At 56.1% G+C, this 23,932-nt stretch carries 15 protein-coding genes; 9 read left to right on the plus strand and 6 right to left on the minus strand.

Annotated elements, in window-relative coordinates; all coding sequences use genetic code 11:
* The first annotated feature begins 806 nt into the window (after positions 1 to 806).
* Positions 807 to 3,452 carry a phosphotransferase RcsD gene (gene rcsD, locus AAE045_RS12665; RefSeq protein WP_455548067.1) on the plus strand — a complete coding sequence of 882 codons (2,646 nt, stop codon included), beginning with the start codon at positions 807 to 809 and terminating at the stop codon, positions 3,450 to 3,452.
* 16 nt (positions 3,453 to 3,468) lie between these two features.
* Entirely contained in the window at positions 3,469 to 4,119 is a 651-nt protein-coding gene (gene rcsB / locus AAE045_RS12670) for a response regulator transcription factor RcsB (protein ID WP_455548028.1), read from the plus strand.
* A 517-nt stretch (positions 4,120 to 4,636) separates the two neighbouring features.
* On the opposite strand, the gene rcsC is transcribed toward rcsB, so the two are convergent.
* The 3 genes from rcsC to gyrA form a co-directional block, all read right to left on the minus strand.
* A complete protein-coding gene (gene rcsC / locus AAE045_RS12675; RefSeq protein WP_455548029.1) occupies positions 4,637 to 7,486 on the minus strand; it encodes a two-component system sensor histidine kinase RcsC in 2,850 nt (949 codons plus the stop codon).
* Positions 7,487 to 7,611: 125 nt separating this feature from the next.
* Positions 7,612 to 7,998 (minus strand): ASCH domain-containing protein, encoded by a 387-nt coding sequence (locus tag AAE045_RS12680; protein WP_202303028.1) that lies wholly within the window; start codon positions 7,996 to 7,998, stop codon positions 7,612 to 7,614.
* 119 nt (positions 7,999 to 8,117) lie between these two features.
* Entirely contained in the window at positions 8,118 to 10,754 is a 2,637-nt protein-coding gene (gene gyrA / locus AAE045_RS12685) for a DNA topoisomerase (ATP-hydrolyzing) subunit A (protein WP_455548030.1), read from the minus strand.
* A 158-nt stretch (positions 10,755 to 10,912) separates the two neighbouring features.
* On the opposite strand from gyrA, the gene ubiG reads away from it, so the two are divergent.
* The 4 genes from ubiG (at position 10,913) to yfaE (ending at position 15,769) form a co-directional block, all read left to right on the plus strand.
* A complete protein-coding gene (gene ubiG / locus AAE045_RS12690; protein ID WP_455548031.1) occupies positions 10,913 to 11,632 on the plus strand; it encodes a bifunctional 2-polyprenyl-6-hydroxyphenol methylase/3-demethylubiquinol 3-O-methyltransferase UbiG in 720 nt (239 codons plus the stop codon).
* Between the two features lie 356 nt (positions 11,633 to 11,988).
* A complete protein-coding gene (gene nrdA, locus AAE045_RS12695; protein ID WP_455548032.1) occupies positions 11,989 to 14,274 on the plus strand; it encodes a class 1a ribonucleoside-diphosphate reductase subunit alpha in 2,286 nt (761 codons plus the stop codon).
* A 106-nt stretch (positions 14,275 to 14,380) separates the two neighbouring features.
* On the plus strand, positions 14,381 to 15,511 hold the full coding sequence (gene nrdB, locus AAE045_RS12700; RefSeq protein WP_455548033.1) for a class Ia ribonucleoside-diphosphate reductase subunit beta: 1,131 nt from the start codon (positions 14,381 to 14,383) through the stop codon (positions 15,509 to 15,511).
* A 3-nt stretch (positions 15,512 to 15,514) separates the two neighbouring features.
* Positions 15,515 to 15,769, plus strand: coding sequence for a ferredoxin-like diferric-tyrosyl radical cofactor maintenance protein YfaE (gene yfaE, locus AAE045_RS12705; protein WP_455425213.1), 255 nt, complete (start codon positions 15,515 to 15,517; stop codon positions 15,767 to 15,769).
* Positions 15,770 to 15,931: 162 nt separating this feature from the next.
* Here the strand turns inward: yfaE and glpQ are convergent, their stop codons facing one another.
* Both glpQ and glpT read right to left on the minus strand, forming a co-directional pair.
* Positions 15,932 to 17,008, minus strand: a complete 1,077-nt coding sequence (gene glpQ / locus AAE045_RS12710; RefSeq protein ID WP_455548034.1) for a glycerophosphodiester phosphodiesterase — start codon at positions 17,006 to 17,008, stop codon at positions 15,932 to 15,934.
* 10 nt (positions 17,009 to 17,018) lie between these two features.
* Positions 17,019 to 18,368, minus strand: a complete 1,350-nt coding sequence (gene glpT / locus AAE045_RS12715; RefSeq protein WP_455548035.1) for a glycerol-3-phosphate transporter — start codon at positions 18,366 to 18,368, stop codon at positions 17,019 to 17,021.
* A gap of 239 nt (positions 18,369 to 18,607) precedes the next feature.
* On the opposite strand from glpT, the gene glpA reads away from it, so the two are divergent.
* From glpA to glpC, 3 genes are read left to right on the plus strand one after another with little or no spacing between them, the layout of a single operon-like run.
* On the plus strand, positions 18,608 to 20,227 hold the full coding sequence (gene glpA / locus AAE045_RS12720; protein WP_455548036.1) for an anaerobic glycerol-3-phosphate dehydrogenase subunit A: 1,620 nt from the start codon (positions 18,608 to 18,610) through the stop codon (positions 20,225 to 20,227).
* On the plus strand, positions 20,224 to 21,483 hold the full coding sequence (gene glpB / locus AAE045_RS12725) for a glycerol-3-phosphate dehydrogenase subunit GlpB (RefSeq protein ID WP_455548037.1): 1,260 nt from the start codon (positions 20,224 to 20,226) through the stop codon (positions 21,481 to 21,483). Before glpA ends, glpB begins: the two co-directional genes overlap by 4 nt.
* Positions 21,480 to 22,685: an anaerobic glycerol-3-phosphate dehydrogenase subunit GlpC gene (gene glpC, locus AAE045_RS12730; RefSeq protein ID WP_455548038.1), complete on the plus strand. Its 1,206-nt coding sequence runs from the start codon at positions 21,480 to 21,482 to the stop codon at positions 22,683 to 22,685. Before glpB ends, glpC begins: the two co-directional genes overlap by 4 nt.
* Here the strand turns inward: glpC and AAE045_RS12735 are convergent.
* On the minus strand, positions 22,682 to 23,878 hold the full coding sequence (locus AAE045_RS12735) for a nicotinamide mononucleotide deamidase-related protein YfaY (protein ID WP_455548039.1): 1,197 nt from the start codon (positions 23,876 to 23,878) through the stop codon (positions 22,682 to 22,684). The genes glpC and AAE045_RS12735 overlap by 4 nt on opposite strands.
* Positions 23,879 to 23,932 lie beyond the last annotated feature (54 nt).

Below are 23,932 nucleotides of genomic sequence, written 5' to 3' on the forward strand. Positions count from 1 at the left end.
CAACTCATTGTCCGAAACAAATCCAGAATAATCCAACGAGAATATGATACTAAAACTATATAGATGTTTCAGATGTCGATATAGATGTTTCAGAATGTGTATTTTGGGGAACTTTTTTTAGCACGAATAGCTAAAAATATAAGCACTAATAATCAAAAAATCACAAACATACATTCAAATCAGTTAATTACAGAAGTTCAAAGCAAGTAGCACTGAATGACAAAATATTCCCACAAGTTATCGCTAAAATACTTCCCGCTATCATCATTAACTTTATTTATTACCGTCATTCAGTTCTGAATGTCTGTTTACCCCTATTAATACCGGATGCTTGCATCCGGTTTTTTTTACCCTTCTTTACGTAACTTTAATAGTTTTGTGCTACGCGACAAAAAAGTAACGACTATTAAGTAATCACCTGACGATATAAAACCCCACCTTTGACGATTGGGATAATTCTTAATGGTGTTTATTCATGGAAAACAATCTGTTCAGGAAAAATAGTTGTACAGGCGCTGAACAATCAGTACAGAAACAGAGCATCAGAACGCCCTGCAGAACCTCTCGCCACGGTGGCGATTTCGACGAATTATCAATAACCTGGCAAAGTACAGTTTTGCCCTTATACTCCATGTGTTTAACACACAGACGATGACGCCAGCGCCCGTTGAAGGTATTCTACGGACGGGTGCGTTTGATGCATCGCTCACGGTTGCAGCGCCTGCTACAGGCAGGTGCCATGGTAAGTTCTCTTGAGTGGCGAGTTTTCGCCAGGTTACGCGCTAATAATGAGTCAGTCAGACGGCATGATCCCGAATAAATTTTCCCTAATCCCCGGCAATATCACGCGCTTCTTTCTGTTGCTGATCGTAGTGCTGCTGGTTGCTATGGGGGTGATGGTACAGAGCGCCGTTAACGCCTGGCTGAAAGATAAAAGTTACCAGATAGTCGACATCACCCATGCGCTGCACAAGCGTGTCGATACCTATCGCTATGCCACATGGCAAATTTACGACAATATTGCGGCCACCCCGGCCTCCTCGACGGGTGACGGGTTGCAGGAAACGCGCCTGCGCCAGGACGTTTACTACCTGGAAAAACCGCGCCGTAAAACCGAAGCGCTGATTTTTGGCTCCCACGACAGCTCCACGCTGGAGATGACGCAGCGAATCTCCAGCTATCTTGATACGCTCTGGGGCGCAGAAAGCAGCCCCTGGTCGATGTACTACCTGAATGGCCAGGATAACAGCATGATTCTGGTCTCGACCCTGCCGCTGAAAGATCTCTCATCAGGCTTCAAAGAAACCGGCGTCGGCACCATCGTCGATTCCCGCCGGGCAGAGATGCTGCAGCAGGCCAATGCGCTGGATGAACGCGAAAGCTTCTCCCGCCTGCGCCGGCTGGCCTGGCAGAATGGCCACTACTTCACCCTGCGCACTACCTTTAACCAGCCGGGGCATCTGGCCACGGTTGTCGCCTTTGATCTGCCGATCAACGATCTTATTCCTCCTTCGATGTCTCTCGACAGCTTCCAGCTGGAACCCGATGAAACGCTTTCATCGCCTCTGGCAAATGATAAAGAAGGCCCGGACAGCGTCACCATCAACTTCAATAGCGCTCGTATAGAAATAGCCTCCCCGCTTGCCAGCACGCATTTACGTCTGGTCTGGCAGGTGCCGTTCGGCACGCTGCTGATGGATACCCTGCAAAACATATTGCTGCCGCTTCTGCTTAATATAGGGCTGCTGGCGCTGGCACTGTTTGGCTTTGCCACCTTCCGCCAGCAGGCACCGCGCGCCGCCGAAGCGACGGCGGGCGCCAGTAATGAACTGCAGACCCTGCGCGCATTAAATGAAGAGATTGTCGCCCTGCTGCCGCTGGGCCTGCTGGTGCATGACCTTGATGCCAACCGAACGGTGATCAGCAATAAAATCGCCGACCAGCTGCTGCCGCATCTCAATCTGCAAAATATCATCGCCATGGCGGACCAGCATCAGGGCGTGATTCAGGCCACCATCAACAACGAACTCTATGAGATTCGCCAGTTCCGCAGCCAGATTGCGCCCCGCACGCAGATATTTGTTATCCGCGATCAGGACCGGGAAATCCTCGTTAATAAGAAGCTCAAGCAGGCCCAGCGCCTGTATGAGAAGAACCAGCAGGGCCGCGTGGCCTTTATGCAGCACATCGGGGAAGCCTTACAGTTACCGGTAAAAAACCTTGCAGAGGGTGCGGCAAAAATCAATACTCCGGAACACATCCATCTTGCGAATGAAGCACAAACAATTATTCGTCTGGTAGATGAGATTCAGCTTCTGAACCAGCTTGAAACCGATAGCTGGAAAATCAACGCCACGGAGTTCGCGATTCAGCCGCTGGTAGATGAAGTCGCGCTGGAGATGCTGCCGATCATTAAGCGTAAGGGCCTGCAGCTGCTGATTAACAACCAGCTGCCGGCTGATGAGGTGCGTCATGGTGACCGTGAGGCGCTGCGCAAAATATTACAGCTGCTGCTGCACTACTCCGTGACCACCACGCAGATCGGCAAAATTACGCTTGAGATATGTGAGGAGGAATCCGCGCCGGAGCGCCTGTTGTTCCGCGTGCTGGACACGGGAGAAGGCATCGGAAACGATGAAATCGACAACCTTCACTTCCCGTTCCTCAACGAAACGAGCGAAGACCGCTACGGCAAAGCCCACGGCCTGACGTTCTATCTGTGCGATCAGCTTTCTCGTAAGCTTGGTGGACACCTCTCCATCAAGTCTCGTCAGGATATCGGCACGCGTTACAATCTGCATGTTTTAATGACCGCAGAGCCGCAGCCGGACGAACAGGATGAGAAACTGCTGGATGAAGTGGTGGCAATGCTGGATATTACGTCCAACGAAGTGCGTAACATCGTTACCCGCCAGCTGGAAAACTGGGGGGCGGATTGCATCACGCCCGACGAAAGATTAGCCAGTCAAGAATTTGATATCTTCATCACTGATAATCCGTCTAATCTTACATCTTCAGGCTTGCTTTTAAGCGATGATGAAAACGGAATGCGGAAATTAGGCCCAGGCCAGTTCCGGGTTAACTTTAATATCAGCGCGGCTTTGCAGGATGCGGTGCTAGGGCTGATAGAAGAGCAGCTGACGCGTGAAGAGTTGCCCGAGTCGCCGTCAGGCGGTGACGAAACCGCGCAACTCCATGCCAGCGGCTATTACTCGCTGTTTGTCGACACGGTACCGGAAGACGTCAGTAGATTATATACTGAATCAGCAGCCAGCGATTTTGCTGCGCTGGCGCAAACGGCGCACCGCCTGAAAGGCGTGTTTGCCATGCTAAATCTGGTGCCGGGCAAGCAGTTATGTGAAACGTTAGAGCATCACATTCGCGAGAGTGATGTTGCCAACATACAAAAATATATCAGCGACATTGACGCTTACGTCAAAAGTTTGCTGTAGCAAGGTAGCCTATTACATGAACAGTATGAACGTAATTATTGCCGACGACCATCCGATTGTCCTGTTCGGCATTCGTAAATCACTCGAGCAGATCGAGTGGGTGAATGTTGTCGGTGAGTTTGAAGATTCCACAGCACTTATCAATAACTTACCAAAATTAGACGCGCACGTGCTCATTACCGATCTCTCCATGCCTGGAGACAAATACGGCGATGGCATCACGCTGATTAAATACATCAAGCGTCACTTCCCGTCTATTTCCATCATCGTGCTGACGATGAACAACAACCCGGCGATTTTGAGCGCCGTGCTGGATCTGGATATCGAAGGAATTGTGCTGAAACAGGGCGCGCCTACCGATCTGCCAAAGGCGCTGGCCGCCCTGCAGAAAGGCAAGAAATTTACGCCTGAGAGCGTCTCCCGCCTGCTGGAGAAAATCAGCGCTGGCGGCTACGGTGACAAGCGTTTGTCGCCGAAAGAGAGCGAAGTGCTGCGCCTGTTCGCGGAAGGTTTCCTGGTCACAGAGATTGCCCGTAAGCTGAACCGCAGCATCAAAACCATCAGCAGCCAGAAGAAATCAGCGATGATGAAACTGGGCGTTGAGAACGACATCGCTCTGCTGAACTACCTCTCCTCGGTAAGCCTGTCTCCGGCTGACAAAGAGTAAATTCTGCTAAGCCCCCTCTCCCGGGGGCTGTTTCTTATATGACGGCGATTTAAGCCCGACCCAACATCCTCGCGTCAACTTCCATGAATGGCCCATCTCCGGTGTCGCTGTAGGTTTCAAAGCGATGAAGTATCTGATGTTATCTCTGGCTTAAAGCGACACCCTGTTCCCGGCTTAAATCGCTCCGGTTTTTGCCCTTCAGGCAGGGTCACGTGGTCGGGAACCACGTGAGAGAGCGATCGTCGGGAACGAATCGCGAACGACCCTGCATGTTGGGTAAAAACCGGAGTTTACCGCTTCAGCGGCGATTTATTTGCCGGGCGCCGGGGTCGTCAGGGGGATGGCGTAATCCCCATGACACGTTCACCGTTAACAGCGGCTACAGAGATAATCAGACGTTAAGGTGAACGGAATGGCAACGGAGATATCAGAGTTCACTCTGACTGATTGCCAGAGTGAGTTGTGACTAAGAGACAACTCCTGCGGGAGGGGAAGCCTTTGGCTTTACATCCCGCGCTTATCCCTTTCCGCTTCTTACCCGCGCCGCATAGACCGCCAGCGTCTGCTTAATCACGTCCAGCGTCACCGGCTTCGACAGGCAGCTGTCCATGCCCGATTCAATACAGCGCTGTTTTTCTTCGGCAAGGGCGTTCGCCGTCACGCCGATCACCGGCAGCGTCAGCCCCAGCTGACGAATACGCTGCGTCAGGCGATATCCGTCCATGTTCGGCATGTTCACATCGCTCAGCACGATATCAATATGGTTTTTGCTCAGCACGTTGAGCGCATCCACCCCGTCATTGGCCGTCTTACACTGGTAGCCCAGCGATCCCAGCTGATCCGCAAGCAGGCGGCGGTTTATCGGATGATCGTCAACCACGAGGATCATCATGTCGTCGTTCTGCTCGTTGATCTGCGCCGGAGACGGCAGCGCGGAGGTGCTGCCCGGCACGTCAACATCAATACTGTAGATGCGGCCCAGCAGCGTCAGCAGATCGTGGGGAGCCGCCACGCTGTGTACCCAGCAGCCCGGCGACTGCTCCTGAGGAATGCCGATATGGCGACGGCAGAAGATAATCGCCGCACGCCCCGGCCATGGCGTTTCCAGCGCGTCGTCGGTGATCAGCACGTCGTCGCTGCCGGGCGTCTCCCCGCTGTATAGGCTGGTTTGAATGTTGTTCATGGACAGCAGCGATTCCAGATAGCCGCTTAAAGAGGCATTTCTGACCGCCAGCCAGCAGCGCTTCTTAGCCAGCCCGTCAACCTGCGCGTGCGGCGCGGCCACGGCTGAATAGAGCGGTATACGGATTGTGAACTGGCTGCCCATCCCCGCTTCGGTATCTACGGAGATATCGCCGTCCATCATGCTGATAAGTTTTTCGCAGATGGCCAGGCCCAGCCCGGTTCCCTGGAAGTTACGCTGCACCCCGGTGCCCACCTGGAAGAACGGGTCGAACAGGCGCGTCACCTCTTTGCCCGGTATGCCAACGCCGGTATCCCGCACCCGGAAGCTCAGGTAATCTCCGGTGACCGACACGTGCAGAATAATGCAGCCCACATCCGTGAACTTAATGGCGTTGCTCAGCAGGTTGGAAATCACCTGCTGCAGACGCATCGGATCGCCCTGCAGCGTCAGCGGCACGTCCGGCTCGATGAAACAGTAAAGGCCCAGCTGCTTACGCACCACCAGCGGCAGGTAGTTAGCGGTGATGTGGCTCATCACCTCACGCGGTGAGAACTCGCGCGGCTCAATCTTCAGCTGTTCGGATTCAATTTTCGAGAAGTCCAGAATGTCGCTGATGATTTTCAGCAGCAGGCTGGAGGAGTTGTTCATCGCCGTCACCAGGCGATCCACCCCTTTCGGCAGCGCTTTAGTCTGCAGCAGATCCAGGTTACCGATGATGCCGTACAGCGGCGTGCGCAGCTCATGGCTGACGGTGGCAAGGAACATGGATTTGGACTGGCTCGCCTGCTCGGAGGCCTGCGCCATCTCCTGCAATGACTCTTCCATTTTTACGCGCGCGCTGACGTCTACCAGCACGCAAATCGCCACGTTTTCATTGCGATAGCGCGAATGCACGAAGCTGATTTGCAGGTTAGTGTGATTGCTGGTCAGCACGTCGACAAAATTAACCTGCTGGCCACAGATGATTTTGGTGAGCCGCTGCCGGTCTTCATGGGTCAGCATATTCAGATAGTTGTGGGCTAGCTCGTTACTCAGAATATTCGTGCCGTCCTGGGTGCGCAGGATACAGATACCTACCGGCGCCGAGGCGACAATTTTGCGGTTAAACTGCTCGTGCTCTTCCAGACGCTGGGCGTCGTTTTCCGCCGGGATAAATATCCTTCGCTCATACATGCGCGCAAGCGTAAACAGCACGCCACCCACCAGCACGTTCAGCAGCACCGCATTAAGTATCAGCATGCGGATGCGTTCAAGCACGATATCAACCGGCACGGAATAGATAACGCTAAGGGAGGACGGCGGCAGGCTCTTCTTCAGCACCAGCTGTTTAAAGCCAGAGGAATAGCCGAACCAGTTGCGTTCCTGCATCCAGGGTGCCTGGGGCTCAATGCTGGTCTCCGGGCCGGTCAGGGAGATCAGCGGATGGTTATTCTCATCAAGAATGGTGACGCCCACCGGCAGCGTGCCCGGCGTCAGGAAGTTTTCCATGCGCACGGTCTGTTCGATGCCGAGCAGCGCCTGCAGGCGGTTTGCCAGGTAAACAGGCGTCAGAGTATAGAAGTAGCCGATGCCCGGACGCGGCCCCTGGCCAATCCAGTAGATGCTGTTGCCGCGCTCGTCCTGCGGCGCGCTGCGATATTTCATGATCCGTTCGTGCAGCGTTTTCAGCGCCTTTTCGCGCTCAAGAGGCATGTTCCTGAGGCCAAAGTCCGCCATACAAAGGTTCTCACCGCCGATCAGAAAAACGCGATTCAGGTCGTAGGCGGCAGAGAAGTTATCGCGCCAGTAGCGCAAAAACCAGGAGAGCGACTGCAGGGAGCTGCGCCAGGATGTGCTCACCGCCGAGCAGTCGGAATCGGGAAATAGCGGCATAAAATCAGGGGCTTCGATTTTGCCTTCGTCCCGCTCGATAGTCGGCAGCACGCCGTTGGTCGCCGTAAGGCGGTTTTCCGCGATGTACTTCAGCTCTTTCATGACGTCCGAGGTGCGCTGGATGTAGCGCTGGGCCTGATCGAAGCTGGTGTTCAGCTCCTGACGAATATCTGACTCTTTTTCATGCAGCGCGTTAACGATATAGAAGACGGAAAAAAGAGCGATCAGCAGCCACAGCAAAAGTGCCAGCGCCCTGAAAAGATAGCGGGAGATCTTAAGCGTACTGCGAAAAGAGACGAGATATTTCAATTTGAGCCTGGTCGCGGAAAATCAAAAGGTTGGGATGCCGATAAGGTAGCCGCAAAAGCCCTAACCCGCAACGGCAGAAAACTGGATTTTCCCCATCGCAGCTGCCGCCGGATGAGGAATCACGGTCAGAACTTTTCGATAACCTTAAAGTCCATCAGCACCAGCGTCATATCCGGGGAGAACAGTTCGTACTCTTCAAAGAAGCGTTTGTGCTCGTTACGCCAGTAAGCCAGGGTTTTATCCCCCTCACCTTCCGCCAGGGCGTGAGCTTCGTCCACCTGATCGAAAGGCTTCATATCTACCGTAGTCAGTTCTATCGCACAAACCGGCTCGTTTTTGCCATCCACCACCACAAAGACATCGCCTGGTTTGGGAATACCTTCGCCATCCAGGTTGGAGCAGGTCGCTGTTTTCACGCCGTCGAGCACCAGCTTAGCCAGCTCATCCGCCTGACGCTCGGTGTCACCGAATGCCCAGCGCTCTACATCTTCATACTTCTCAGGGATAGCCATTGTCTTACCTTTTTAATTGAGCTCTTCATACAGCAGAATAGTACAGGGGAGTAAAATAAAAAACGCCCGATGCGCTGCATCAGGCGTTTTAAGCGTTGTCTCAGACCGCGAAAGACGGATTATTCGTCCGCGTCGTCCGCCGCATCTTCGTCACCTTCCGCTTCCGGCGCGATTTCGTCGTCGCCTTCCGCCAGGGTGCCGTCGATGGCATCCAGCTCTTCTTCGTCAACCGGCTCTGCAACGCGTTGCAGACCCACCACGTTTTCATCTTCCGCTGTACGGATGAGGATCACGCCCTGGGTGTTACGGCCAACCACGCTCACCTCAGAAACGCGGGTGCGAACCAGCGTGCCTGCATCGGTGATCATCATGATCTGGTCGGTGTCTTCCACCTGCACCGCGCCAACGACGCTGCCGTTACGCTCGGTCACTTTGATGGAGATAACGCCCTGGGTAGCACGCGACTTGGTCGGGTACTCGTCCGCCGCAGTACGTTTACCGTAGCCATTCTGCGTCACGGTCAGGATGGAACCTTCGCCGCGCGGAATGATCAGGGAAACGACTTTGTCTTCGCCTGCAAGCTTAATACCGCGAACGCCCGTTGCGGTACGGCCCATGGTACGAACGGCGTCTTCTTTGAAGCGCACCACTTTACCAGCGGCTGAGAACAGCATCGCTTCGTTGCTGCCGTCGGTCAGGTCAACGCCAATCAGCTCGTCGCCTTCGTTCAGGTTCACGGCGATGATGCCCGCAGAGCGAGGACGGCTGAAGTCGGTCAGCGCGGTTTTCTTCACGGTACCGCTTGCGGTCGCCATGAACACGTTGATGCCTTCGGCGTACTCGCGCACTGGCAGAATCGCGGTAATGCGTTCGTCAGCTTCCAGCGGCAGCAGGTTAACAATCGGACGGCCACGAGCGCCACGGCTCGCTTCCGGCAGCTGATAAACCTTCATCCAGTAGAGGCGACCACGGCTGGAGAACAGCAGGATCGTATCGTGGGTGTTGGCCACCAGCAGGCGGTCGATAAAGTCTTCTTCTTTAATGCGTGCCGCAGACTTGCCTTTACCCCCGCGACGCTGCGCTTCGTAATCCGTCAGCGGCTGATACTTCACATAGCCCTGGTGAGACAGGGTGACCACCACATCTTCCTGGTTGATCAGATCTTCAATGTTGATATCGGCGGTGTTGGCGGTGATCTCGGTGCGGCGGTTGTCGCCGAACTGATCGCGCATCGCAACCAGCTCTTCGGTGATCACTTCCATCAGGCGCTCGGCGCTGCCCAGAATGTGCAGCAGTTCAGCGATCTGCTCCAGCAGCTCTTTGTACTCGTCGAGCAGTTTCTCGTGCTCAAGGCCGGTCAGCTTCTGCAGACGCAGATCCAGAATCGCCTGTGCCTGCTGCTCGGTCAGGAAGTACTGGCCGTCACGAATACCGAACTCTGGCTCCAGCCACTCCGGACGCGCGGCGTCGCCACCGGCACGTTCCAGCATAGCGGACACATTGCCCAGCTCCCATGAACGGGCAATCAGGCCCGCTTTTGCTTCCGCAGGAGTCGGGGCGCGGCGAATCAGTTCAATGATTGGGTCGATGTTTGCCAGCGCCACGGCCAGTGCTTCCAGGATGTGGGCACGGTCGCGGGCTTTACGCAGTTCGAAGATAGTACGACGGGTCACCACTTCACGACGGTGACGCACGAACGCGGAAAGGATCTCTTTCAGGTTCATGATCTTCGGCTGACCATGGTGCAGCGCCACCATGTTGATGCCGAAGGAGGTCTGCAGCTGGGTCTGGGAGTAGAGGTTGTTCAGCACAACTTCGCCCACCGCATCGCGTTTAATTTCGATAACGATGCGCATCCCGTCTTTGTCAGACTCGTCACGCAGGGCGCTGATGCCCTCAACGCGCTTGTCTTTCACCAGCTCGGCGATTTTTTCGATCAGGCGCGCTTTGTTTACCTGGTACGGGATTTCGTGAACGATGATCGTTTCACGGCCCGTTTTGGCATCGGCTTCTACTTCCGCGCGTGCGCGAATATAGATTTTGCCACGGCCGGTGCGGTAAGCCTCTTCAATGCCACGACGGCCATTGATGATTGCCGCCGTCGGGAAGTCCGGCCCTGGGATGTGTTCCATCAGCCCTTCTACGCTGATCTCTTCATCTTCAATGTAGGCCAGGCAGCCGTTGATCACTTCGGTGATGTTGTGGGGCGGAATATTGGTCGCCATACCCACGGCGATACCGGACGAGCCGTTAACCAGCAGGTTCGGGATCTTGGTTGGCATAACATCTGGAATACGTTCGGTGCCGTCGTAGTTGTCGACGAAATCGACGGTGTCTTTTTCCAGGTCGGCCATCAGCTCATGGGCGATTTTCGACATACGGATTTCCGTATAACGCATCGCTGCGGCGGAGTCGCCGTCTACTGAACCGAAGTTACCCTGGCCGTCGACCAGCATGTAGCGCAAGGAGAATGGCTGCGCCATACGGACGATTGTGTCATAAACGGCGGTATCACCATGAGGGTGGTATTTACCGATTACGTCACCAACGACACGGGCGGATTTTTTGTATGCTTTATTCCAGTCATTGCCCAATACGTTCATGGCGTAAAGTACGCGACGGTGTACCGGCTTGAGTCCATCGCGGACATCTGGCAGTGCGCGGCCGACAATAACCGACATCGCGTAATCCAGATAGGAGCTCTTCAGCTCTTCCTCAATGTTGACCGGTGTAATTTCTCTGGCAAGGTCGCTCATGTAACCGCTATCCCTCTACTGTGTCCCGGATTCAAAGGTCGCAAATTATAACACAAGCGGCGCGTGGTGGGGAAACCTAAGACGTATGCGCGGCGCTTTATTCATTGCCCGAGGCTGATATACTCACCGCTAAACACCCGCAAGGAATGAGAGCCCCTATGAATGCCGAAAACCAACCGGTAATCCAGAACGTTGACCATGATGAAATCGCCAAATTTGAAGCCGTTGCTTCCCGCTGGTGGGATTTAGAAGGCGAGTTTAAACCGCTGCACCGCATCAATCCGCTGCGTCTTGGCTACATCAATCAGCGTTCCGGCGGATTGTTTGGCAAAAAGGTGCTGGACGTCGGCTGCGGCGGCGGCATTCTGGCCGAAAGTATGGCGCGTGAAGGTGCGAACGTCACCGGCCTGGATATGGGCTTTGAGCCCCTTCAGGTCGCCCGCCTGCACTCGCTGGAAAGCGGCATTAAGGTCGATTACGTTCAGGAAACCGTTGAACAGCATGCCGCAGAACACGCGGGGCAGTACGACGTGGTCACCTGCATGGAGATGCTTGAACATGTGCCAGACCCGCAGTCCGTAGTTCAAGCCTGCGCGAAACTCGTCAAGCCGGGCGGCCATGTGTTCTTCTCCACGCTTAACCGCAACGGCAAATCCTGGCTGATGGCCGTGGTCGGCGCCGAATACGTGCTGCGCATGGTGCCGAAAGGCACGCACGATGTTAAAAAGTTTATCAAGCCTGCCGAACTCTTAAGCTGGGTTGACGCCACGCAGCTGCGCGAGCGCCATATGATCGGGCTGCATTACAATCCGATCACTAATAAATTTAAGCTGGCGCCAGGCGTGGATGTTAATTATATGTTGCACACCGAGGCGTAATTAGCCCACCACTCATAAGCTCAGGCTATGGATCTTGCGCAACCTCAGTTGCGCAATTATCCATAAAGTTTAAGAAATCAGCACTCGATCAAAAATATCATTTTTTTTGCATCCCATTGACAACAGGCACAGGCCTTACGTGCCGTGGACTTAGGGAAAATCCTGGCGTCGCAACCTCAATTCAGTCACGAAATCAATACTTGTTCTCCGCCGATTAGTTACTAGAATACTCACCATATAGCGGTCAACTATCTCGCAACCCCCTACATATAGTATTTATCCACAATGTTAGTCACAAGACGGCAACTGTGGATAAGCGGGGGATATTCTTAATTTCACGGACAGGGTCAACTCACATGAATCAGAGTCTGCTGGTTACAAAACGTGACGGGCGCACCGAGCGTATCAATCTGGATAAAATTCACCGCGTGCTCGACTGGGCTGCCGAGGGGCTGAACAACGTCTCCGTTTCGCAGGTCGAACTGCGTTCCCACATCCAGTTTTATGACGGCATCAAAACCTCTGATATTCATGAGACCATCATCAAGGCTGCCGCCGATTTAATCTCCCGTGAAGCGCCTGACTACCAGTATCTTTCTGCGCGTCTGGCCATCTTCCACCTGCGTAAAAAAGCCTACGGCCAGTTTGAGCCGCCTAAGCTGCACGACCATGTTGTACGCATGATTGAGCTGGGCAAATACGATCAGCATCTGCTGGAAGACTACACGGAAGAAGAGTTCAAGCAGATGGACGATTTTATCGACCATGACCGCGACCTGAGCTTCTCCTACGCGGCTGTTAAGCAGCTGGAAGGGAAATACCTGGTGCAGAACCGCGTTACAGGCGAAATCTACGAAAGCGCGCAGTTCCTTTATATTCTGGTTGCCGCCTGCCTGTTCTCCGGCTATCCGCGTGAGACCCGCCTGAGCTACGTGAAGCGCTTCTATGATGCGATCTCCACGTTCAAGATTTCTCTGCCTACGCCAATCATGTCCGGCGTGCGCACCCCCACCCGTCAGTTCAGCTCCTGTGTGCTGATCGAGTGCGGCGACAGCCTTGATTCCATTAACGCCACCTCCAGCGCAATCGTGAAATACGTCTCCCAGCGCGCCGGTATCGGTATTAACGCCGGCCGCATTCGTGCGCTGGGCAGCCCGATCCGTGGCGGTGAAGCGTTCCACACCGGCTGTATCCCATTCTATAAGCACTTCCAGACGGCGGTTAAATCCTGCTCTCAGGGCGGCGTGCGCGGCGGGGCGGCAACGCTGTTCTACCCGATGTGGCACCTGGAAGTAGAAAGCCTGCTGGTGCTGAAGAACAACCGTGGCGTTGAAGGCAACCGCGTTCGTCACATGGACTACGGCGTACAGATCAACAAGCTGATGTACACCCGTCTGCTGAAAGGGGAAGATATCACCCTGTTCAGCCCGTCCGACGTGCCGGGCCTGTACGACGCGTTCTTCGCCGATCAGGAAGAGTTTGAGCGCCTGTACACCAAATACGAAAAAGACAGCACCATCCGCAAGCAGCGCGTGAAAGCCGCCGAGCTGTTCTCGCTGATGATGCAGGAACGCGCCTCTACCGGCCGTATCTATATTCAGAACGTCGACCACTGCAACACCCACAGCCCGTTTGACCCGGCTATTGCGCCCGTTCGCCAGTCCAACCTGTGCCTCGAAATTGCGCTGCCGACCAAACCGCTGGATGACGTAAACGACGAAAACGGCGAAATCGCGCTGTGCACCCTGTCTGCTTTCAACCTGGGCGCCATCAAGAGCCTGGACGAGCTGGAAGAGCTGGCCACGCTTGCGGTACGTGCGCTGGACGCGCTGCTGGATTATCAGGACTACCCAATCATCGCGGCAAAACGCGGCGCAATGGGCCGTCGTACCCTGGGTATTGGCGTTATCAACTTCGCTTACTACCTGGCGAAACACGGCGTTCGTTACTCCGACGGCAGCGCGAACAACCTGACGCACAAAACCTTCGAAGCCATTCAGTACTATCTGCTGAAAGCCTCGAACGAGCTGGCGAAAGAGCAAGGCGCGTGCCCGTGGTTCAACGAAACCACCTACGCCAAAGGCATTATGCCGATCGACACCTACAAGAAAGACCTGGACGCGATCAGCAACGAGCCGCTGCACATGGACTGGAACAGCCTGCGTGAATCCATCAAAACGCACGGCCTGCGTAACTCCACGCTCTCTGCGCTGATGCCGTCTGAAACCTCTTCGCAGATTTCAAACGCGACTAACGGCATTGAGCCACCGCGCGGCCACATCAGCATCAAAGCGTCGAAAGACGGCATCCTGCGCCAGGTGGTGCCGGACTACGAAGAGCTGAAGGACCGCTACGAACTGCTGTGGGATCTGCCGAACAACGACGGCTACCTGCAGCTGGTTGGCCTGATGCAGAAGTTTATCGACCAGTCTATTTCGGCGAATACCAACTACGATCCGACCCGCTTCCCGTCTGGCAAAGTGCCGATGCAGCAGCTGCTCAAAGATCTGCTCACCGCCTATAAGTTCGGCGTGAAAACGCTGTACTATCAAAACACCCGCGACGGTGCGGAAGATGCGCAGGACGACCTGGCGCCTTCTATCCAGGACGACGGCTGCGAAAGCGGCGCATGTAAAATCTAACGCTAAATCCCCTCACCTCGCTGAGGGGATTTTCTCGATCCGGTCCTCGCCCCTCTGGGGAGAGGGTCAGGGTGAGGGGAAAATCAGCACAACAGGACTCCAATTCATGGCTTACACCACTTTTTCACAGACGAAAAACGATCAGCTCGCTGAGCCTATGTTCTTTGGCCAGCCGGTTAACGTGGCGCGCTACGATCAGCAAAAATATGACATCTTCGAAAAGCTGATTGAAAAGCAGCTTTCCTTCTTCTGGCGTCCGGAAGAGGTAGACGTTTCCCGCGACCGCATCGACTATCAGGCCCTGCCTGAGCATGAAAAGCATATCTTCATCAGCAACCTGAAGTACCAGACGCTGCTGGACTCCATTCAGGGCCGCAGCCCGAACGTGGCGCTGCTGCCGCTGATCTCGATTCCGGAGCTGGAAACCTGGGTTGAGACCTGGGCGTTTTCCGAGACTATCCACTCACGTTCGTACACCCATATCATTCGTAACATCGTTAACGATCCGGCGATTGTGTTTGACGATATCGTCACCAACGAAGAGATCCTCAAGCGCGCGAAAGATATCTCCGGCTACTATGACGATCTGATTGAGATGACCAGCTACTGGCATCTGCTGGGTGAAGGCACGCACAACGTGAACGGCAAAACCGTCACCGTTAACCTGCGCGCGCTGAAGAAGCAGCTGTATCTGTGCCTGATGAGCGTCAACGCGCTGGAGGCTATTCGCTTCTACGTCAGCTTCGCCTGCTCCTTCGCCTTCGCCGAACGCGAACTGATGGAAGGCAACGCGAAAATCATCAAGCTGATTGCCCGCGACGAGGCCCTGCACCTGACCGGTACCCAGCACATGCTGAACCTGATGCGCTCCGGTGAAGACGATCCGGAAATGGCAGAGATTGCTATTGAGTGCCGTCAGCAGTGCTACGACCTGTTTGTGCTGGCCGCCGAGCAGGAGAAAGAGTGGGCAAGCTACCTGTTCCGCGACGGCTCGATGATTGGCCTGAACAAAGACATTCTGTGCCAGTACGTGGATTACATCACCAATATCCGCATGCAGGCCGTTGGTCTGGATCTGCCGTTTAAAACTCGTTCTAACCCCATCCCGTGGATCAACGCGTGGCTGGTGTCGGACAACGTGCAGGTTGCGCCGCAGGAAGTGGAAGTCAGCTCCTATCTGGTTGGGCAGATCGATTCTAATATCGACGCTGACGACCTGAGCAACTTCCAGCTTTAAGCGATGGGTCAGATTACGCTTCGCCTCACCGGCGCACGCCTGATGTGTGAGGATGAGCACCCTTCCCTGCTGGCGGCGCTGGAACATCACCAGGTCGCCGTGGAATACCAGTGCCGCGGAGGCTACTGCGGCTCCTGCCGCACGCGGCTGGTATCAGGGGAGGTGAAATGGCTTACCGAACCGCTGGCGTTCATCCAGCCCGGTGAAATATTGCCCTGCTGCTGTCAGGCGCAGGGCGATATCGAAATCGAAATGTAAGGGCTTCTTAAAGAAGCCCTTTTTTTGTGGTTGTGTCGAATGGCGCTAACGCTTATCCGACCTACGAAACGGATGTTGTAGGGTGGATAAGCGTTAGCGCCATCCACCATTCAGGGCTGTTATGCCGGATGACGCTGCGCTTATCCGGCCTACGACTGCAACTTAGTTGTTTGTCGGTTGCTGATGCAGAAACTGAACGCCCTTATCCGGGAAATCTGTAAATACCCCGTCCACGCCCGCCTTGTTATACAGCACGTCGTACAGCTCATTGACGTCAGAGACGTACTCCGGCAAAGCATCGGCCCTGACGGTGTAAGGATGTACGGTCAGTTTGCTGGCATGCGCTTCTGTCACCATATCCGTCAGCCTGACGTTCCCTTTCGTGGAGCCTGCCGCCACTAACATATGGTAGTCCGGCCCAATGCCGTCTGCATAACGGGCAATCTCTTTCATCGCGCCGGGTTTGAACATCCAGTCGTAGCTGTAGTTCACCCATTTGCCGTCAGCCTGCTTCTCCTGGGTTTCATTCCAGTCGGTAAAGGCAATCAGCTGCACCAGCTTCAGATCCATCCCCAGCTTCGGCTCAAGCGTCGTCTTAATTCGCTTAAGCTCTGCGGCGTCAAAACATTGCAGATAGACTTTGTCCTGCTTGCCGGTATAGCCGTAGCGCTTCAGCACCTCGAGCGTTTTAGCCGCGATATCCTTGCCTTCCTGATGGTGGAACCACGGCGCCTTTATCTCCGGGTAAATACCAATATTCTTCCCGGTTGAGTGATTAAGCCCCTGAACGAACTCAATCTCCTCTTCGAAGGTATGCACGCGGAAATCAGACTTGCCCATCGGGAAACGCCCGGGGAAGGTCTGCACCTGCTTCCCGTCGACGATATCGAAGCCTTCGGTAAACTTCAGCGACTTGATTTCGGCGAGGGTAAAGTCGATGGCGTAGTAGCGTCCGTCTTTGCGCGCCCGCTCGGGGAAGCGTTTCGCAACGTCCGTGACCCGGTCCAGGTAGTGGTCATGCAGCACCACCAGCCTGTCATCTTTGGTCATCACCAGATCCTGCTCAAGGTAATCCGCCCCCTGAGCATAAGCCATCGCTTTAGCAGGCAGGGTATGCTCCGGCAGGTAGCCACTTGCGCCACGGTGAGCGATGACTATTTTATCTGCCGCCAGGGCCTGCGTGCTGACGGCTGCCGCCAGCACGGCGCCCGCCAGGATATATTTTGCAACCAGCTTCATTCTGCTCTCCTTAGCTATTTTTCATCAGATTCTGATGATGCTTTTTCTCGCCGATCATCACCACAATCAGCAGCAGCACGGCCAGAATGCTGCCGCCAATCATCACCATAAAGCCGCCGTCCCAGCCGAAGAAGTCGACGGTGTAACCCACTATCGCACTGGCGGCAACTGAGCCGCCCAGGTAGCCAAACAGGCCGGTGAAGCCCGCTGCCGTCCCCGCTGCTTTTTTAGGGGCCAGCTCCAGCGCGTGCAGGCCAATCAGCATGACCGGGCCGTAAATCAGGAAGCCGATGACGATCATGCAGGCCATATCCACGCCAGGGTTGCCCGGTGGGTTGAGCCAGTAAACAACGGTGGCAATGGTCACCAGCACCATAAAGAACACGCCGGTCGCGCCGCGGTTGCCTTTGAACACTTTGTCCGACATCCAGCCGCAGAGCAGCGTGCCGGGGATCCCCGCATACTCATACAGGAAGTAGGCCCAGGAGGATTTATCCAGCGTGAAGTGCTTCACCTCTTTGAGGTAGGTTGGCGACCAGTCCAGAATGCCGTAGCGCAGCAGGTAAACAAACACGTTGGCGATGGCGATGTACCACAGCAGGCGGTTCGGGAACACGTACTGCATGAAGATTTGCTTAGCCGTCAGCTCTTCTTCTGCTTTCTCGTCATAGTCGTCAGGATAGTCGTTTTTATACTCTTCAATTGGCGGCAGCCCGCAGGACTGTGGCGTATCGCGCATCAGACCAAAGGCTATCAGCGCCACCAGAATCGCCGCAAAGGCAGGCATGTACAGCGCGGCGTGCCAGTCGTTAAACCAGGCCATCCCCAGCAGGAACAGCAGCGGAGGCAGCCCGCCGCCCACGTTGTGCGCGCAGTTCCATACCGAAACGATGCCCCCGCGCTCCTTCTGCGACCACCAGTGCACCATGGTACGGCCGCACGGCGGCCAGCCCATCCCCTGGAACCAGCCGCAGACGAACAGCAGCACAAACATCACCGCAATGCTCGACGTCGCCCACGGCACAAAGCCCATGAACAGCATGACGGCGGCGGCGAGAATCAGCCCGGCAGGCAGGAAGACTCGCGGATTCGAGCGGTCGGACACCGACCCCATAATAAACTTTGAAAAGCCGTAGGCGATGGATATCCCGGACAGCGCGAAGCCCAGGTCCCCGCGTGAAAAGCCCTGCTCCACCAGATAGGGCATCGCCAGGGTGAAGTTTTTACGGACCAGGTAGTAAGCGGCGTAGCCGAAGAAGATCCCCATAAAGATCTGCCAGCGCAAACGCCGGTAGGTCGGATCAATATGCTCCGTCTTCAGCCGTGGCTGGTGCGGGGCAGGTTTGAATATACTCAGCATAAAATGCCTCCGTAGCAGTTTTTAGTCAGGCAATGTTCTTTTGCGAGCGCATGTTAAGGAATATCGCGTCTGGTTAGTGTGAAACACCGCACACCACGTTACATTTTTATTACAAAGTATCGAAAAAGTGCATCCGCTCACACTTTACTTTCGATTTATGCTCGATTTTGCTCGATATCAAACATTCACACGCTATTCTGTGGCTGAATGAGGTTCAGGACGAACGTCAGGAGGCGAGCATGTCACGACAGCAGCAGCAGGCAGAGGTCATTATCATTGGCGGAGGGGCCACCGGGGCGGGGATTGCCAGAGACTGCGCACGGCGGGGGCTGCGCACCGTGCTGCTGGAAAGGCATGACATCGCAACCGGGGCGACAGGCCGCAATCATGGTCTGCTGCACAGCGGCGCGCGCTACGCCATGACCGACGGCGAATCGGCAAAGGAGTGCATCGAAGAAAACCGCATTCTGAAACGTATTGCCCATCACTGCATTGAGCGCACCGACGGGCTGTTTATCACCCTGCCGGAGGATGATCTCGCCGTTCAAAGCGAGTTTATTACAGCATGCGAAAAGGCGGGCATCCGCACCGAACGGCTCGATCCTAAAGAAGCCCTGCGCCTTGAGCCTGCCGCCAATCCCGATATTATCGGCGCGGTACGCGTTCCGGACGGAACCGTGGATCCGTTTCGCCTGACCGCCGCGAATATGCTCGACGCGCGCGAACACGGCGCCGAAATTCTTACCGGCCAGGAGGTGACCGGCCTGATCCGCAGCGGCGACCGGGTTCGCGGCGTACATGTGTACGACCATACTACCCGCCAGCAACGGGAACTGTACGCCAGCGTGGTCGTCAACGCTGCGGGGATCTGGGGCCAGCACATCGCCGAATACGCCGACCTTAGCGTGCGCATGCTCCCCGCCAAAGGCTCGCTGCTGATCCTCGGACATCGCATTAACAATATGGTAATAAACCGCTGCCGCAGGCCCGCGGACGCCGACATTCTGGTGCCCGGTGACACCATCTCCCTGATTGGCACCACTTCCACCCATATCGATTACGACCAGATAGACAATATGCGCGTCACCCCGCAGGAAGTGGACATTCTGATCCGCGAAGGGGCGAAGCTCGCGCCAAAACTGGCGATGACCCGTATTCTGCGCGCCTACGCTGGCGTACGTCCTTTGGTCGCAAGCGAAGACGACCCAACCGGGCGCAGCGTCAGCCGTGGCATTGTGCTGCTCGACCATGCGAAACGTGACGGCATGGAAGGCTTTATTACCATCACCGGCGGCAAGCTGATGACCTATCGCCTGATGGCCGAATGGGCCACCAACGCCGTCTGTGAAAAGCTGGGCAATACGCAGCCCTGCACCACCGCCACCGCCCCGCTCCCCGGCTCCGAAAGCAGCCAGCAGGAAACGCTCAGCAGGGTGATTGCTTTGCCGCCGACTATCCGCCGCTCTGCGGTCTGGCGACACGGCGACCGGGCGGGCGACTGGCTTGCGGCCGACAGGCTCAGCAACAGCCTCGTCTGCGAGTGCGAGGCGGTAACGGCGGGGGAAGTTCGCTATGCCGTCGACAGGCTGGCGGTAAACAATCTCGGCGACCTGCGCCGCCGGACCCGCGTCGGCATGGGCACCTGCCAGGGGGAACTTTGCGCCTGCCGGGCCGCAGGGTTACTGCAACGTTTTGGTACTGCTACCCCCGCCCAGTCTCTCGACCAGCTCTCGCATTTTTTGAACGAGCGCTGGAAAGGTATTCGCCCGATAGCCTGGGACGACGCGCTGCGGGAAAGTGAATTTACCACCTGGGTTTATCAGGGACTGTGCGGGTTGGAAAAAGGAGCAAAGCCATGAAATTCGACGGCCTGATTATCGGCGGCGGGCTGGCAGGCCTGGTCTGCGCCATACGGCTGGCAGAGGCGGGCCAGCGCTGCGCCATCGTCAGCCGGGGGCAAAGCGCCCTGCATTTCTCGTCAGGATCGCTGGATTTGCTGAGCGAACTGCCGGACGGTAGCCCGGTTGAATCACCTTTGCTGGCGCTTGAGGCGCTTAAACAGCAGGCCCCGGAACACCCCTATAGCCTGATGGGCGCAGAAAGTGTGCGCCATCTGGCCTGCGAAGCCGAAGCACTCCTCGCCCGCAGTCATGTTCAGCTTCACGGCAGCCACCGGAGCAACCATCTGCGTATCACCCCGCTGGGCACGCAGCGGGCCACCTGGCTAAGCCCTTCCGAGGTGCCGGTCGCTCCTTTGCCGTGGAAGCGCGTAACGGTTGTTGGCATCGCAGGCTTTCTGGATTTCCAGCCCGAGCTGGTCGCCGGTTCGCTGCGTGAGGCGGATATTGACGCGCAAACGGCGGAGCTGACGCTGCCTTCGCTGGATAAGCTTCGCAATAACCCGAGCGAGTTCCGCGCCACCAACATCGCACGCGTGCTGGACAATCCCGAGCAGCTGTTGCTGCTTATCGGAGAGCTTCAGACGCTGGCACAAAATACGGATGCGCTTTTCCTCCCGGCCTGCCTGGGAATCGAAAATAACCGCTCATGGCAGGCCATCAGCAGCGCGCTGCCCTGCCCGCTTTGCCTGCTGCCTACGCTGCCGCCTTCGGTTCTCGGTATGCGGATGTACAACCAGCTACGCCAGCGCTTTCAGCAGCTCAACGGCATTCTTTTACCGGGCGATGCGGTGCTCGGCGCTGAGGTTAGCGGCCAGCGGGTAACGGCCCTTTTCACACGTAACCACGGCGATGTTCCTCTGCGGGCGAACAATATCATCCTTGCCAGCGGCAGCTTTTTCAGCAGCGGGCTGGAGGCAAAATTTGACGGTATCCGCGAGCCGATATTCGGGCTGGACATTGCTGCTCCGCCCGCGCGGGAGCACTGGTGCGCAGAAGACTTCTTCAGCCCGCAGCCATATCTGCAGGCCGGGGTCAGGGTCGATGCAAGCCTGCGCCCCTCCCGCCACGGCCAGCGCTTTGAAAATTTGTACGCTATTGGTTCGGTGCTGGCGGGTTTTGACCCCATCCGGCAGGGCTGCGGCGCAGGCGTTTGCGTCATCAGCGCGCTGCATGCCGCTCAGCAGATACTTGAAACCCAGGAGGCGGCCCAATGAGCCTGCTCGACGAAACCAGTTTTGAAAACTGTATCAAGTGTACGGTCTGCACCACGGCCTGCCCGGTAAGCCGCGTCAACCCGGACTACCCCGGCCCTAAACAGTCCGGCCCGGACGGCGAACGCCTGCGCCTGAAAGATCCGGCGCTGTATGACGACGCCCTGAAATACTGTACCAACTGTAAACGCTGCGAGGTGGCCTGCCCGTCGGACGTTAAAATCGGCGATATCATCCAGCGCGCCAAAGCCCGCTATGGCAAAAAGAAATTCAGCCTGCGGGACAGCATCCTCAGCCATACGGACCTGATGGGGACGCTCTCAACGCCCCTGGCACCGTTGGTCAATACGGCGACATCCCTGACTCCGGTGCGCAAATTGCTGGATAAAACGCTGCGTATCGACAGCCACCGCGCGCTGCCAAAATACTCGACGGGCACGTTCCGCCAGTGGTATCGGAAGCAGGCAGCCGTCCAGCAAACCTTTGAAAATCAGGTCGCCTTTTTCCACGGCTGCTATGTGAATTACAACCACCCGCAGCTCGGCAAGGATCTGGTCCGCGTAATGAACGCGCTCGGTTTTGGCGTACAGCTGCTGGAAAAAGAGAAGTGCTGCGGCGTGCCGCTGATCGCCAACGGCTTTATCGATAAAGCTAAAAAGCAGGCGGCGGTCAATGCGGCGTCGCTGCGTAAAGCCGTGCTGGAAAATAACCTGCCGGTGATCGCCACGTCCTCTACCTGCACGTTCACTCTGCGGGATGAATATCCGCACGTGCTCGACGTTGACACCCGTCCGGTTCGCGATCGTATCGAACTGGCAACCCGGTTTATCTGGAAGCAGCTGGAAGCGGGCCGCGAGCTGAAACTGAAAGAACGACCGCTGCGCATCGCTTACCACACTCCCTGCCACATGGAGAAAATGGGCTGGTCGCTTTATACCCTTGAGCTGCTGCGACGCCTGCCGGGCGTAGAGCTGGTGATGCTGGAATCCGTTTGCTGCGGGATTGCGGGCACCTACGGCTTTAAAAGCGAAAACTATCAGACGTCTCAGAGCATCGGCGCGCCGCTGTTCAGGCAGATTGAAGAGAGCGGCGTAGATTTGGTGGTGACGGACTGTGAAACCTGTAAGTGGCAGATTGAGATGTCCACCAGCAAAAAGTGCGAGCACCCGATTACCTTACTGGCTCAGGCGCTCGAACAGGTTTAAAGCTCAATGGCCTCAACGACGTTGATCCAACCATGCTCGGTGGCAACGTCCCAACCGTTAAGCCAGCGGCGGAGCATGTTCAGCGCCATCATGGCGCACACTTCCTGCCGGGTGCGCAGGCCGTGGCGGTTGACGTTAAACATCACCCGTAAACCATGGGTACCCGTTGGGGTATGCAACGCAAAGTTCAGGTGGTCTTCGGTGAGGGCGCTGACGACCAAAGCGATATCACAGCCAGCCTGCGCGGCCTCTGCCTTCGCGCGCCGGGTTAACTCAGCAAGCGTTTCAGAACGTGGCGAAAGCACGCTGCTGTTGCCCAGCGGCGCTTCGGCACCGGCAAGCTGCAGGCACAGTAACCCTGCCGTGAACTGTTCGCTAACCGCAATGCTCAGCCCTTTTTCTTTCAGGCGGCTGGCCAGCTGCGCTGGCAGCCCTTCGGTGCCTTCAAAAATGGTGCTTTCACCCGCCACGCGGCGGACTTCCGGCCAGACGGCTTCCATCTCTTCGCGCAGGCTTGCCGGCCCGGTGAGCTTCAGCTCGATAATCGGCATGGACGAGCGGTAGCCCATCACGGCGCCTGCGGGCAGCGCCAGCGGGTCCAGACTTTGTGCCAGCTCGCTTTCAGAGCGGCCAAAGGTGGTCAGACGCAGGCAAACCGGCGGCTCCGGCAGCGTGAAGCGCTCGCGCAGGCGCGGCATGATTTGCCCGTCGACCATCGCTTTAAATTCAGAAGGAACGCCCGGCGTGAAGAACATCAGGCAGCGGTTAAGCTGCATGGCGAAGCCGCAGGCGGTACCGACCGGGTTATCGATCATTTCGCTGTTTGCGGGGATCTGGGCCTGTTTACGGTTGCTAGGCGCCATGACCCGCCCCCGTTCGGAGAAGAATTTCTCCATGTGCAGCAGCCACTCTTGATGCTCGACCAGCTCAACGCCAGCCGCCTTTGCCGCCGCCAGCGCGCTTAAATCATCGCTGGTTGGCCCGAGGCCGCCGTTCACAATAAGGATATCGGCATGTTCACTGCGCTCTTTGAGCACGGCTATCAAATCTTCAAGGCTGTCGCCCACCGTGTTGCGGCGCGACATGGGTAAACCCTGCTCAAAAAAGTAGTCGGCAAGCCAGGCTGCATTGGTATCAATGATTTGCCCGTACAGCACTTCATCGCCGGTAGAGAGCATTTCCACTTTTATCATCGTTTTACTCCGCGGGAAGATAACGATTCACTATAACTCAAGCAAAGTGGAAGG

Origin of the sequence: Dryocola clanedunensis (assembly GCF_038405435.1) — a bacterium.
Lineage (GTDB): Bacteria > Pseudomonadota > Gammaproteobacteria > Enterobacterales > Enterobacteriaceae > Dryocola > Dryocola clanedunensis_A.